Raw genomic sequence first — 14,353 nt, 5'->3', positions numbered from 1 at the left:
TAGCTTTGAAGTCTTCAGGTCTAACTAGTGAGAGAGGTGAACGTGACCAGGGCGATGGGCGCAGCGATGCGCCGGATCCACGTGGGCAACGCACTCAGCGCATTCGGGCTCGGCTTCACGGTCCCCTACCTGTACGTCTATGTGGCGCAGGTGCGGGATCTGGGAGCCATGACGGCGGGACTCGTGCTCGCCGTCTTCGCCGTGGCCGCGCTGATCGTCCTGCCGTTCGCCGGCCGGGCGATCGTGCGGCGCGGCCCGCTGCCGGTCCTGCTCGCAGCCCTGGTCACGGCCGCGCTCGGCGCACTGAGCCTGGGTCTCGCGAGCAACGCGGCCGCCGTACTGCTGTCGGCCGCGGCGCTCGGGGCCGGGCAGGCCGTGATGCAGCCGGCGCTGGCGACGATGATCGTGGACTGCTCGTCGGCCGACACCCGGTCGCGGGCGTTCGCGATGCAGTTCTTCCTGCAGAACCTGGGGCTCGGGGTCGGCGGCCTCATCGGCGGTCACCTCGTCGACGTCACACGCGTGTCGTCGTTCACGCTGCTGTTCGCGATCGAGGCGGCGATGTTCCTGCTGCTGGTCGTGGTGATGGCGACGGTGCGGATGCCGCACTCGCCGCGGCTGGAGGACGCGCCCACGCAGTCGTCGAAGGGCAGCTGGAAGCAGCTGCTCGGGAACCGGGCGATGGTGCAGCTGTCCGTGCTGGGCTTCGTGCTGTTCTTCGCCTGCTACGGCCAGTTCGAGTCCGGTCTGAGCGCGTACGGCGTAGAGGCGGCCGGGATCTCCACCTCCGCTCTCGGTACGGCGCTGGCCGCGAACACGCTGATGATCGTGGTCGCCCAGTTCGCCGTGCTGAAGTTCGTGGAGCGGCGTCGGCGGTCCCGGGTGATCGCCGCGGTCGGGCTGATCTGGGCCGTCGCCTGGCTGGCCGCGGGGTACGCGGGGCTGGGGCACGGCAGTCAGGAGATGGCGACGGCCGCGTTCGTGTCCACGTACGCGCTGTTCGGGCTGGGTGAGGCGATGCTGTCGCCGACGGTCGCTCCGCTGGTCGCCGATCTGGCGCCGGAGGGGATGGCCGGGCAGTACAACTCGGCGTTCGCGCTGGTCAAGCAGCTGGCCTTGGCTGTCGGGCCGGCGGTGGGCGGGCCGCTGGGGGCCTCGCTGCCTGCGCCGTACATCGTGACCTTCCTGCTGTTCTCGCTGGGGATCACGGTGCTGGCGCTGCGGTTGGGGCGGCGGCTCACGGATGTGCAGGACCAGCCGTGGCTGCGCACCAGCCGTGTGATTGCCCGGGGTGAGGCACCTGCGGAGTCCCTGGCCGCGTAGCCGTCGGGCAGGCACGACTGCCCGCAGCTACGGCGCGCATGCGGGTGCGGCGGCTGCAACCGCCCAGGGGCGCGGGGAACTGCGCGACCAGCCCGCCACACACCCGCATCCAGCAACGGCCAGAACCCCCACGGCCCCTACCCCTTCGGCAGAACGAACTCGCACCACACCGCCTTGCCGCCGCCCGGCGTCCTTCTCGACCCCCAGTTGGACGCGATCGTCGCCACGATGGCGATGCCCCGCCCCGACTCGTCGCCCGGCTCTGCGCGGCGTCGGCGCGGGAGGTGGTCGTCCCCGTCCGTGACCTCGACGATCAGGCGGCGGTCGGTGCGGCGGAGCCGGAGTCTCATGGGTGGGGTGCCGTGTTGGAGGGAGTTGGCCACCAGCTCGCTCGCGGCGAGGACGCCGAGGTCGTGCAGCTCGGCCGGGAAGCGCCAGCTCGTCAGCACGCCGGAGGCGAAGGCGCGGGCCCGCGGGGCCGCTTCCACGCCGCCGAGGAGTTCCAGGGCCGCGTTGCGGAAGAGGTCGCCGGCGGGGCCCGTACGGGCCGGGTGCTGGAGGACGAGGACGGCCACGTCGTCGTCGTGGTCGGCGGTGACGCCGGCCGAGCGGACCAGGCGGTCGCAGATCACCTGAGGGGTGCCCGTGGCGCCGGCCAGAGCGCCTTCGAGTGCCGCGATGCCCTCGTCCAGGTCCTCGTCCCGGCGTTCGACCAGGCCGTCCGTGTAGAGCACCGCCGTCGACCCGGGGCCGAGCGCGATCGAACCCGACGCGTGCATCCAGCCGCCGGTGCCGAGCGGCGGGCCGGTGGGTTCGTCGGCGCGGGAGACCGTGCCGCTCTCGTCGCGGACCAGGATGGGGAGGTGCCCGGCGGAGGCGTACACCAGGCGGCCTTCGTTCGGGTCGTGGACGGCGTAGACGCAGGTGGCGATCTGGTTGGCGTCGATCTCCGAGGCCAGGCCGTCCAGCAGCTGGAGCACTTCGTGCGGGGGCAGGTCGAGGCGGGCGTAGGCGCGCACCGCCGTGCGGAGCTGGCCCATGACGGCCGCCGCGCGGACCCCGCGGCCCATCACATCGCCGATGACCAGCGCCGTACGTCCGCCGCCCAGGGTGATCACGTCGTACCAGTCGCCACCGACCGCCGCTTCCGTGCCGCCGGGCTGGTAGGTGGCGGCGATGCGCAGGTCGTCGGGTTGTTCCAGCTCCTGGGGGAGCAGGGAGCGCTGGAGGGTCACCGCGGTCTCGCGCTGGCGGCGCTCGCTGGCGCGCAGCCGTTCGGCGGCCTCGGCGTGGTCGGTGACGTCGGTGGCGAAGACGAGCACGCCGGCGTCGCGGTCGCCGTCCTCGGCGACGGGCGTGCAGGTGAAGGTGTAGGTGCGGCCGTCGACGGCCTTGCGGGACTTCAGGGTGCGGGGCTTGCCGCTGCGCAGCACCTGGTCGAGAAGCGGGAGCAGACCCAGTTCGGCGAGTTCGGGCAGTGCCTCGCGGGCGGGGGCGCCCGGGGGGCGTACGCCGAAGGCCGTCGTGTAGGCGTCGTTGACGTAGGCGATGCGGTGGTCGGGGCCGTGGACCAGGGCGACGAGGGCCGGGACGCGGTCGAGGACGTCGCGCGCGGGCAGGTCGTCCACGGCGGACACCGGGGGTGCGTCGCCGGCCGGCTGTCCGGCGCGGGCCGCGGGCACGGAGCCTTCCCCCCGCCGGTCCGGGGAGACCGGGGACTCGGTCCGCGCGGCGGCGCGGCGCTGCGTTCCGGGGAGCCGGGCGCTCCAGCGCGTGAAGTTCACTTGGGAAGAAGCCTCGTGGGTGCTGAGGACGGGTGGGTGGCCCGTCCGCGGACGTGGGGCAGTCTGGCAGGGGGCGCGCCGCGGCGACATCGGTCAGACGCCTGGGCGAGCCGGGGAGTTCCTGGGTCCGGTCAGGACGACCCCTTCGGGTCGTCCGAGGGGCTGTGAGGAGGCTTTCCACCGGCCGCGAGTTCGAACTCCGCTCGCGGATGTTCGAGTGAACCGAGCGAGACGATCTCCCGTTTGAAGAGCCCGGCGAGGGTCCATTCGGCCAGGACCCGGGCCTTGCGGTTGACGGTGGGCACCCTGCTGAGGTGGTAGACGCGGTGCATGAACCAGGCAGGGTAACCCTTCAGCTTGCGCCCGTAGACCTGGGCGACGCCCTTGTGCAGGCCGAGGGAGGCGACCGAGCCGACGTACTTGTGGGCGTACGTCTCCAAGGGTTCGCCGTGCAGCGCGTGGGCGATGTTGTCGCCGAGGGTGCGGGCCTGGCGGACGGCGTGCTGGGCGTTGGGCGCGGTCTCGGTACCGGGCTCGGCGGCGGTGACGTCGGGTACGGCCGCCGCGTCTCCGGCCCCCCAGGCGTGCTCCGCGCCGTCGACGGTCAGGTGGGCGGTGCACTTGAGCCGGCCGCGCGCGGTGAGCGGCAGGTCGGTGGCGGCGAGCAGCGGGTGCGGTTTGACGCCGGCGGTCCACACGACCGTGCGCGTCGGGAAGCGCTGGCCGTCGCTCAGGACGGCGACGCGGCCGGCGCAGGAGTTCAGGCGGGTGTCGAGGAGGACCTGGATGTTGCGGCGGCGCAGCTGGGTGACGGTGTAGCGGCCCATCTCCGCGCCGACCTCGGGGAGGATGCGGTCGGAGGCCTCCACGAGGATCCACCTCATGTCCTCGGGGCGGACGTTGTGGTAGTAGCGCGCGGTGTAGCGGGCCATGTCCTCCAGTTCGGCGAGCGCCTCCACGCCCGCGTAGCCGCCGCCCACGAAGACGAAGGTGAGGGCGGCGTCGCGGATCGCGGGGTCGCGGGTGGAGGAGGCGATGTCCATCTGCTCGATGACGTGGTTGCGCAGGCCGATGGCCTCTTCGACGGTCTTGAAGCCGATGCCGTACTCGGCGAGGCCCGGGATGGGCAGCGTGCGGGAGATCGAGCCGGGGGCGAGCACCAGCTCGTCGTAGCCGAGCAGTTCGGCCGCTCTGCCCTCCTCGGCGGTGGCGAGCGTCGCGACCGCGGCGGTGCGCACCGCGTGGTCGATGGCGGTGACCTCGCCGATGACCACATGGCACTGGTCCAGGACGCGGCGCAGCGGTACGACGACATGACGAGGGGAAATCGAACCGGCGGCCGCTTCCGGAAGGAACGGCTGATACGTCATGTAGGGGTCGGGGGTGACGACCGTGATCTCGACCTCACCCCGCTTGAGCTCGCCCTTCAGCTTCCGCTGCAGACGCAGGGCCGTGTACATCCCGACGTAGCCGCCGCCGACAACCAGAATGCGCGCACGTTCCTTCACCATCCCATGACGCACCCGGCGCAGTTGTTTGTCCACAGCCCCGGCAATTTGTGTGACTGGCGGTCGGGTGTGCGCGGGGCCGGACGCGCTGTCGGGGCGGGACGAAACGGGGCAGGTCAGTAGGGTCGGGCCATGGGGAACGAAGAGACGGAAACGGGACGTACGAGGCCCGTACTCCGATCGGGGGGCGCACTGTGCGGAACCTGCCCCTTCTGAATTGACTTCCTCTCAACTATGTTCGTGTGTCGACGGGGTGTAGGGAATGTGGTCGAGCGGGTATCGCGACGGGCGGACCCGGTCGAGACCGATGCCAGTTCCACGCACTCCCGATTCAGTGGCGGGGAGAGTCTCCGGGGGGAGACGTCATTACCGGGGGAACACATGCATGTTCAGGACGCACATTGGTCATCCGCAGCTGCCATCGCACCCGGTGGCGGGGCGGTGAGCCCGGCGGTGGGCAACGGACGCGCGGACGGGCCGCGCACGACGCCGCTACGGGTGGACGCACAGCGCAATCTGGAACACGTGCTGCGTGCGGCGCGTGAGGTCTTCGGCGAGCTGGGGTACGGCGCGCCGATGGAGGACGTGGCGCGGCGCGCCCGGGTCGGGGTCGGCACGGTGTACCGGCGCTTTCCCAGCAAGGACGTGCTGGTCCGGCGGATAGCCGAGGAGGAGACGGCGCGGCTGACCGAGCAGGCGCGGGCCGCGCTCGGGCAGGAGGACGAGCCGTGGTCGGCGCTGTCGCGGTTCCTGCGGACGTCCGTGGCGTCGGGGGCGGGGCGGTTGCTGCCGCCGCAGGTGCTCGTCGGCTCCGCCGGGTCGGGCGGGCCGGGTGGTTCGGTGGGGCCCGCCGAAGAGGCTCGGGTGCCGCAGCAGCGGTCGCAGCCGGACGGTGTCGAGCTGCGGCTGGGTTCGGGGGCCGATGACGCCGGGGCCGGGGCGCTGCTGGAGGTCGTCGGCCAGTTGGTGGAGCGGGCTCGGGCGGCCGGGGAACTGCGGGCGGATGTGTCCGTGTCCGATGTGCTGCTGGTGATCGCCACGGCGGCGCCGTCCCTGCCGGATGCGGCGCAGCAGGCCGCTGCGAGTGCGCGGCTGCTGGACATTCTGCTGGAGGGGTTGCGCTCGCGTCCCGTGTAGGGGCTCGATCGTCGGTTCGGGGTGGGTGGTCCACGTGGTCCTCGGACTGCGGACCATCGGGCTGCAGACCGTACGTGGCTGGTCGCGCAGTTCCCCGCGCCCCCGGGGAACTGCGGCTCACTCGTTCGGGTGGTGGCCGCAAGGCTGTGCCGGCAAGGGTCTCGGATGAGTGGATGCCATGAACGAGGGGTCCTTGAATAAAAGACAATGTGGCACCCTGAGCCGGTGAAGGGTTGGGCCGGGCCGGTGTCGGGGGCATTCCGCGATGAGCGTTGACGGGTGGGACGAGTCACGCGGTGACGACGCGGGCGCGGAGGCCGCCCCCGGGCTGACCCCACCCCAGGTGCCGAATCAGGGCGGTCGTCCGGCTTCCTCGGCCGGGCGGAGCAACGCGAGCGTGCCGGCCCAACGTGAGGGCAGTGCGCTGCCACCGCCCCGGGAGCGGCCGCCCGACGACGGCGCGCTGATCGAGCGAATGCGCGGCGGTGACGATTCCGCGTACGAGGAGCTCTATCGACGGCATGCGGACGCCGTACGGCGGTACGCCCGCACCTGCTGCCGGGACGGGCACACCGCCGACGACCTCACCGCCGAGGTCTTCGCCGGGATGCTGCAGGCGGTGCGCGGGGGATCCGGACCCAAGCACGCCGTGCGCGCCTATCTGCTGACCTCCGTACGGCGCGTCGCCGCGCACTGGACCAGGTCGGCCCGGCGTGAGCAGCTCGTCGACGACTTCGCCGGCTTCGCCCAGCAGGCCGCCCGTGCCTCGGACGTCGCCGACGACACGGCATCCATGGGCTCCTTCGGAGCGGGGTTGGACCTCGGCGCCGATGTGCGCGCGATGCACGAGGCCGAGCAGTCCATGGCCATGCGGGCCTTCCGCTCGCTGCCCGAACGCTGGCAGGCCGTGCTGTGGCACACCGAGGTGGAGGACGAGTCGCCGAGCGACGTGGCCGTGCTGTTCGGGCTGGACGCCAACGGCACCCGGGTCCTCGCCAGCCGCGCACGCGAAGGCCTCAAGCAGGCCTATCTCCAGGCCCATGTGAGCGCCTCCCTCACCGGTGACGAGGAGTGCGCCCGCTACGCCGACCAGCTCGGCACCTACGCCCGCCGCAAACTGCGCATCCGCGCCGAGCGGGGCCTGCGCAAGCACCTGGAGGAATGCGCCAAGTGCCGGCTGGCGGCCGTGCAGATCGAAGAGGTCGCCGGCGGTATCCCCGGTGTCGTCCCGGTCGCGGTCATCGGCTGGTTCGGGGCCGCCGGGTACGCCAAGGCGCTCGGGATCGTCGCCGGCAGCGCCGGGGTCGGGGCGGCCGGCGCCGCCGCGGCCACCGGGTCGTCCGGAAGCGCCGGTGGCACGGGCGGGGCCGCGGCCGCGGAGGGGCTCGGGGCACCGGTGAAGGCGGGGATCGCGGCCGGTGTGGTCGCGGTGGCCGCCGCCGCGGTGGCCCTGGCGCTGGTGAACGACAGCCACCCGCCGGCGAAGGAGGCGGCCAAGCCGTCGCCGTCCGCCCCGGTCGTACAGCCCCCGGCGCCGAAGCCGACCCCGTCGAAGCGGAAACCCTCGCCGAAGCCGGTCGTGGTCGCCCCGGAGCCGACCCCCACCCCCACCCCGACACCGACGCCCACGCCGAGATCCACCCCCAAGCCGGCGCCCACGTCCCGGCCGACGCCCACCCCGACCCCCACACCGAAGCCGACCCCGACGCCCGCTCCGCCGCCGCCCACCACCGTCTACGAGGTGAGCGACCTCAGCTACGACGTCACCGGCGACGGCACCCGGCCCGAGATCCAGCTCGGCGAGAGCAGCTGGGTGTGGCAGCGCTACGGCATGTCGATCGACGGCAAGCAGTACGCGCGCGGGGCGACCGTGCACGGCGAGTCCTCCGTGACCATCGCCCTCAACCGGCAGTGCACCGCCTACGACGCACTGGCCGGCGTGGACGACATGACGCTGGGCCTCGGCAAGGTGTCCTTCTCCGTCTACGCCGACGGGGTCCGGCTGTGGCAGTCCGGGACGGTCGAGGGAAACACCCCTGCCCTGCCCGTCCATGTGGACCTGACCGGGCGCAGGACCGTCCGGCTCGTCGTACAGCCGCACGGCGGCCTCCTCGACCGGGCGGCGCTCGCGGACTGGGCGGAGTCCCGGTTCACCTGCCGGTAGGCAGGTGGGCCAGGGAGCCGGCAGAACGCCGCAGCCAGTGCCCCGACAGGCCGGGGCACTAGGCACGTTCGGCGGGCGTCGTCTCCGTGGCCGCCAGTTCCCGCAGCACGTCGGCCACGTCGAGGGACATGCCCCGGGCGGACTCGGCCGTGTACCGCTCGGCCGACAGGACCGTGCGGGCGTCGGCCTGCACCTTGAGGGCCTCGCCGCGCTCCGGCTCGGGGCGGAGATTGCCGTCGCGCCAGCGGTCCGCGGCGGCGAACAGCCGGACCGCACCGGCCAGATCGCCGCGCCGGGCCTGCAGAACGGCCGCGATGTCGGCCAGCCCCGCCGTGATCGACTCCGCGCACCGCTGGGCCACGGCCTCGCGCAGCGCCTCGGCGACGATCGGCAGCCCGTGCGCGGGACCCGACTCGGCGGCGGTGAGCAGCGCCTCGACGCTGCGCAGGGCCGCCACGAACTGCGGCGGCGGGTTGCCGCCGCGCGTCACCGCGCAGGTCGCCTCGTACAACTCGCGGGCGGCCGCGTGCTCCCCGTCGTGCAGGGCGATGTGGGCGCGCATCAGCAGCACGAAGGCGCGCGACTCCGGCACGGCGTACCGGTCGGCGGCCGCTCCCGCCTCGTCCAGATCGGCCAGCGCGGTCTTCGGGTCGCCGGAACGGTAGGCGATCTCGGCGAGCCGGGCCATCAGGAACGGCGATTCGGCATAGGCACCCACCTCGTAGGCGAGGCGCAGCGCCTCCTCGTACTCACCGCGTGCCTCGCCGAACCTGCCGCGCGCCATGGCCGCCTCACCGGCCGCGCTGCACACCTGGGCCCGCATCCAGCGGTCCCCGACGCGCCGGCTGAGCGTCCGCAGCTCGGCGAGGTCCTCGTCCACGCCCCGCAGGTTGCCCGGGGAGTCGACCTTCGTGTGGGTGCGGTACATCAGAGAGACGCCGACCTCCCAATCGCCGCCGTACGTACGGCAGTTGGCGACGGCCTCGGTCATGGCCCGGCCGAGGTCCTCCGAGCCGCCCAGGTAGTAGGCGGTCAGCGGCCAGACGATGCCCGGGAGCCGGGCGGCGTGGGGACCGCCGTGCTCGAAGGCGGCCCGGACGCGCGCGAGGTACTCCGGGGCCCGCGGGTCGGACGCGAGGTGCTCGGGGCTCGACTCGGAGGTCAGGAACAGGTCGAACATCCGCAGGTCCATCCGCAGCTCCCGCAGCGGATGCCCGGCCTCACCGTCGGGCACGGCGAGAAGGGCACCGACCGGGTCGGCCGACTCCACGAGCTTCATCAGCTCGCCGCCGGGGGCCGGGCCCGCCGAGGCACCCCCCGGGTCGAAGCCGCCCGCGACTTCCGAGGCGTCCGCGACTTCCGAGGCCTCCGAGGTCGCCAGGGCGTCCACGGTGTCCAGGGCCACGCCCAGGCGCAGGACCAGCCGGACCCAGGACACGGCCTCCTGGCGGTGGTTGCGCAGCCACCAGAACCAGCCGATGGCCAGGACGATCGCACCCGCCTCCGGCTCGTCGCCGGCACGCACGGAGCGGTCCAGTGCCGCCCGGATGTTGTCCAGTTCGGTCTCCAGCCGGGAGATCCAGGGCAGTTGGTCCGCCGACCGCAGCCGCGGCTCGGCCTCCTCGACCAGCGCCCGCACCCACGCGCGGTGCCGTCGCTCGGTGGCGGCGCGCAGCCCGGGGACCTCGGCCGCGCGCTCGGCGGCGTACTCGTGGATGGTCTCCAGCATGCGGTAGCGCATACCGCCGCCGGAGGCGTCCGGGGCGGCTACGACGAGGGACTTGTCGACCAGGGCGCCGATCAGGTCGGCGGCCGGGCCGGTGCACACGGCCTCGGCCGCGGCGAGGTCCCAGCCGCCGGCGAACACGGACACCTCGCGCAGCACCGTGCGCTCGCGTTCGTCCAGCAGGTCCCAGGACCAGTCGACGACCGCGCGCAGGGTCTGCTGGCGGGGCAGGACCGTGCGGCTTCCGGAGGTGAGCAGGCGGAAGCGGTCGTCGAGCCGGTCGGCGATCTGCCGTGGGGTGAGCAGCCTGAGCCGGGCGGCGGCCAGCTCGATGGCCAGCGGCAGCCCGTCCAGACGGCGGCAGATCTCCGCCACGGCCTCGGTGTCGGCGAGCACCGCGCCGGCGTCGGGACGGACGGCCTTCGCGCGCTCGGCGAACAGTCGGTGCGCCTGCTCCGGGACGAGGGGCTCGACCGGGCGCACCGACTCACCGGGGACGCCCAGGGGTTCACGGCTGGTCGCGAGGATCGTGAGCCCCGGGCAGTGGGTGAGGAGGGTCTCGGCGAGGGCGGCGGCCGCGCCGATGACATGCTCGCAGTTGTCAAGGATCAGGAGTTGGCTGCGCGGGGCGCAGTACTCGACCAGCTGGGCGACGGGGTCGTCCTGCTGGGTGGCCAGCTCGTTGGTCAGCAGCACGGTCTCGCGCAGACCGAGGGCGCTGACCACTGCGCCGGGCACCGCCTCCGGATGGTCGAGCGGGGCCAGCTCGACCAGCCATGCCTGGGGGAGCCCTGCGGCGGCCTCCTCGGCGAGGCGGGTCTTTCCGGAGCCGCCCGGTCCGGTGAGCGTGACCAGGCGGGCCCTGTGCAAGTCGGAACGAATGGCCTCAAGTTCTGGTTCCCGCCCGACGAAAGACGTCAGACGGGGGCGGAGATTGCCGGTGCGCTCGGGGGGTTGAGCGGGGGCGAGCGGCTTCGGCGGCTCCGGCACTGCATCTGACGGTGAATCCGACGGTGGCTGTGCGTGTGGCTGCGTCCGTGGCTGTGGTTCCTGCTGTGTGAGCAACGACCTGTGCAGGGCCTTGAGTTCCGGGCCCGGGTCGGTGCCGAGGGTGTCGGCGAGGGTGCGGCGGGCGGACTCGTACGCGGCGAGGGCGTCGGCGGGGCGGCCCGTGTCGCGCAGGGCACGGATGAACAGGGCGTGCAGGGACTCGTCCAGCGGGTGGGCCGCGGTCAGCTCCTTCAGCTCCGGTACGGCGTCCGGGGCGCGGCCGAGGTCGAGGGCGGCGGCGGCCCGGGCGCGGGTCGCCTCCCGGCGCAGGGCCTCCGGGCGGGTGGCGGCGGTGCGGTCGGGGAGGTCGGCGAGGGCGGGGCCGTGCCAGAGGGCGAGGGCCTCGGTGAGGGTGCGGTGGGCGGTGGCCGGGTCGCCTGCGGTGAGGGCCTTGGTGCCGGTGTGGACGAGCCGCTCGAAGACGTACAGGTCCACGTCGTCCTCGGTCGCCTCCAGGCGGTAGCCGCCGGGGGTGGAGGCGATGGTGTCACGGCCGAGGGTGCGGCGGAGACGGCCGATCAGGGCCTGGAGGGCGGCGGGGGCGTCGTGGGGCGGGTCGTCCGTCCAGATCTCGTCGATCAGGGTTTCGGGGGTGGTGGTGCGGGAGGGGCGGAGGGCGAGGGCGGTGAGGAGCGTGCGCAGGCGGGGGCCGCCGATGGGTATGGGGGTGCCCTGGTCGTCCGCTGCTTGGGTCACGCCCAGGATTCTGTACCGCACCTGGTCATTGTCGCGGGGGGTGCGGTTCCGGGCACGAGGGTTTCTGAGCGAGGCGTGATCGGTGCCGTGTGCTGCGGCGCGATGAAGGCGACGGCCCTGCGGCTCCCCAGGGGCGCGGGGAACTGCGCGGCCGGCCACGACGGACCCGCGGCGGCCTACGGCGGGAGCCACCCCAGCGGGGGCCTGGGGGCGGCAGCCCCCAGATGGGGAGGGACCAGCGCCCAGATGGGGAGGGACAGCGCCCTCAGCCGTCAAGCGCCGGAGGCCAGAGCTCCCCTTCTCGGCTGGATGCCGGAGGGCACCGCACGCGCCCGTGCCGGTGTCCCCGTCCAGCAGGTGCCTCGGCGGGAGAGGAGGCGGTGGAGCCAGAGTTCGAGGGAGATGAGGTCGGCGAGGCCGTCCAGGGGGATGGGGTCGCCTGCGGCGCCCGCGCGCAGGGCCTCGCGGACGACGCGGGCCTCCACCAGGCCGGCGTCGGCCAGGAGGGGGGTGGCGAAGAGGTCGAGCAGGGGGTCGGCCGCCATGCGCAGGCCCGCGCGTGCGGCCGCCGCCGAGGAGGCGTGGGAGGGGGCGCCCCAGCCGGCCGGGAGGTCGGCGACGCCGGCGCCCTCCAGGACCGTACGGAGGATGGCGGCGCGGGCGCCGGGCTGGACGCGCAGGGCCTCCGGGAGGGCGCGGCAGGCGCGGACGACCTGGTTGTCGAGGAACGGCGCGTGCAGGCGCTGGGAGCGGATCTCGGCGGCCTGCTCCAGGACGCGCAGGTCGGCGGCGTACCGGGCGAGGGCGGCACGCGCGCGATAGTCGCCGGGACGCTGCACGCCGGTCGCGGAGCGGTCTGCCTCCGAATGGAGCAGAACCGATACTTCAGCCAGCGCCTCCCCGGTCAGCCAGCGCGCCGCCGGCCCCGGTCTGGCCCAGGTCAGCGCGGCGAGGGACGCGCCGACCGCTCCCTTGGGCTCGTCGAAGCGGCGCCGCATCAGCCGCTCGGCCAGCACCTCCAGGCCGGTCCGGTAGGGCGTGCGGGCGAGCCGGCGGGCGGCGCCGTACACGCGCGCGGTGACCATCACCGAGCCGTCGGCCTTGGCGAGCGCGGCGACCGGGCGGACCAGATGGCGCCGTCTGCGGTCCATGAGGAGGTCGGCGAGGCGGGCGGGGTGGGCGTCCAGGACCTGGCGGGCGCCGTGGCCGGTGAAGTGGTCGGCGCTGCCGGCGGCGAGCCGGGCGCGGTGCCGGGCGGCCATGACCAGCGAGGGCCCCGGTTCGTCGGTGAGGGGGCCGTCGAGGTCGGCGTACGGCAGGGTTTCCTCGGCGCCGGTGACCACCACGTGGTGCAGGCGCGGATTGGCGGCGAGGGCACCGGCGCGTTCGACCTCGGCCTCGCGGCCGCCGACGGCCAGGTCGTTGAAGGTGACGGCGAGGAGCCGCTCGCCCGCGCCCGTGCCGTGGCCCAGCAGCGTGCCGGGTCTGCCGGGCAGCCCGGCGGCCAGCAGCGCGAGGGTGCCGGAGGCGGGGCCGCCGGAGAGGTCGGCGCCGATGCCGGGCACGGGCATCCCGCGCCGGGCCCGCCGCTCGGCCGGTCCCATGCCGGGCACCGGGCCTGGGTCGAGGTCGGGCACATGGCGCGGTGCGGAGAGGCGGGTGCGGACCGCCTCCACCAGGGCGTCGCGTACGGCGTCCACGGCGTGGTCGGGGTCGGCCGGGGGCGCGGCCACGGCGAGGGAGGCGACCGGCTCGTACCCGGCGATCTCGCGCGCCCCGGCGCGCAGCACGAGTGCGTGCCCCGGCGGAACGCGCCGTACGCCCTCGTACGGGGTGGTGTCGCGCAGCGCGGCCGGTACGTCCGGGGCGGCGAGCAGGGCGGCCAGGTGACCGAAGTCGAGGTTGGCCTCGATGAGGTCGGCGAGGGGCAGCGCGGCGGTGGCGTAGGCCGTGCCGCCTGCCCAGGGGGTGTGGAACACCGGGCGGGCGCCCGCGAGATCGCCGCAGACGGTGATGCGGCGGCCGACCTGCACGACGGCCGTGTAGCTGCCGGGCCAGGTCGTCAGGTGGCGCAGTGCGCCCCCGCGCGCGGTGAACAGGCCGCGCCGCAGCTCCTCGTCGGAGGCGCCGCAGATACCCAGGACGGCGATGCGGTTGTCCGCGTCGGCCCGGATCACGCGTACCTCGTCCGGGCGCCAGTCGCCGACGGCCCACAGCGGGTCCGGGTCGCCCCACAGGAGTTGGGAGCCGACCGGGTGCAGGGTCTCGCCGTCGTAACCGGTGGCGCCCGCGGACCCGATGCCGGCGACGCCCGCGGCGGTGCTGCTCCAACCCACCAACCACCGCATCGACGCCTCCACAGGCTGTGGACAACAGTGCACCGTACGAACCGGATCCTCATGCTGCCATGAAAGACGCGGTGTGGAGGGACGGCGGCACCGGCTTCGATCGAGGGAAGGCCGCGGCCAACGCCGGGGGACACCAAGGGAAGTCGGCGGACGCGACGCATGCCGGCCGTCGGCCGTTCACGATGAGTACGACGCGAATGCGCCCCCTGTGCGCTCCCTCAAAACGCCCTTCGCGCCCTTGAGTTCCGTGGTGGGAGCGGGATTCAACCCTGACGCACAGGATCGATTTTCAGCCAAACATACAGGGGCGCCCGGGATTTGAGCACGCTCCGTACAGGCCTGCGGAGAGCGCGGCGACGCGGACACGCGCACAGTCCGGGAGGCGGGCATCGCCTCCCGGACCGGTCCGCCACCCGCGGGGATGAAGGTGGCGGTGTCCCCCAGCCCACTGGATCCAGTACAGCGGGCCGACCCACGCAAGAGCCATGGAACCGCTCCCCCGGTGGCCGGAGAAGAGCGCACGGACGGGCGCACGGCCACACGGGCGGGGGCACGCGGCGACAAGCCGTGCACGGTGCGTACAGGACCGGACTTCCGTACGGACCACAATCCCGCCA

General features: G+C 73.8%; 7 protein-coding genes. 3 read left to right on the top strand and 4 right to left on the bottom strand.

The annotated features are described in order from the left end of the window. The first annotated feature begins 42 nt into the window (after positions 1–42). Positions 43–1,323 (top strand): MFS transporter, encoded by a 1,281-nt coding sequence (locus tag AB5L52_RS23370; protein WP_369365977.1) that lies wholly within the window; start codon positions 43–45, stop codon positions 1,321–1,323. Positions 1,324–1,460: 137 nt separating this feature from the next. Here the strand turns inward: AB5L52_RS23370 and AB5L52_RS23365 are convergent, their stop codons facing one another. Together AB5L52_RS23365 and AB5L52_RS23360 are read right to left on the bottom strand one after the other, a co-directional pair. Then, positions 1,461–3,107 (bottom strand): SpoIIE family protein phosphatase, encoded by a 1,647-nt coding sequence (locus tag AB5L52_RS23365; RefSeq protein ID WP_351016414.1) that lies wholly within the window; start codon positions 3,105–3,107, stop codon positions 1,461–1,463. Positions 3,108–3,238: 131 nt separating this feature from the next. Beyond that, entirely contained in the window at positions 3,239–4,618 is a 1,380-nt protein-coding gene (locus AB5L52_RS23360; RefSeq protein ID WP_369365975.1) for an NAD(P)/FAD-dependent oxidoreductase, read from the bottom strand. A gap of 378 nt (positions 4,619–4,996) precedes the next feature. Between AB5L52_RS23360 and AB5L52_RS23355 the strand changes: the two genes are divergently transcribed. Both AB5L52_RS23355 and AB5L52_RS23350 read left to right on the top strand, forming a co-directional pair. Then, positions 4,997–5,752: a helix-turn-helix domain-containing protein gene (locus tag AB5L52_RS23355; RefSeq protein WP_351571212.1), complete on the top strand. Its 756-nt coding sequence runs from the start codon at positions 4,997–4,999 to the stop codon at positions 5,750–5,752. Positions 5,753–6,017: 265 nt separating this feature from the next. Beyond that, positions 6,018–7,916, top strand: a complete 1,899-nt coding sequence (locus AB5L52_RS23350; protein ID WP_369365972.1) for a sigma-70 family RNA polymerase sigma factor — start codon at positions 6,018–6,020, stop codon at positions 7,914–7,916. A gap of 58 nt (positions 7,917–7,974) precedes the next feature. Here AB5L52_RS23350 and AB5L52_RS23345 read toward each other — a convergent pair whose 3' ends face one another. Both AB5L52_RS23345 and AB5L52_RS23340 read right to left on the bottom strand, forming a co-directional pair. After that, on the bottom strand, positions 7,975–11,409 hold the full coding sequence (locus AB5L52_RS23345) for a BTAD domain-containing putative transcriptional regulator (protein WP_369365971.1): 3,435 nt from the start codon (positions 11,407–11,409) through the stop codon (positions 7,975–7,977). Positions 11,410–11,660: 251 nt separating this feature from the next. Then, on the bottom strand, positions 11,661–13,736 hold the full coding sequence (locus AB5L52_RS23340) for an asparagine synthase-related protein (protein WP_369365970.1): 2,076 nt from the start codon (positions 13,734–13,736) through the stop codon (positions 11,661–11,663). Positions 13,737–14,353 lie beyond the last annotated feature (617 nt).

It is taken from the genome of Streptomyces sp. CG4, from assembly GCF_041080655.1.
Lineage (GTDB): Bacteria > Actinomycetota > Actinomycetes > Streptomycetales > Streptomycetaceae > Streptomyces.
This window is presented reverse-complemented; position numbering and strand designations above follow the sequence as displayed.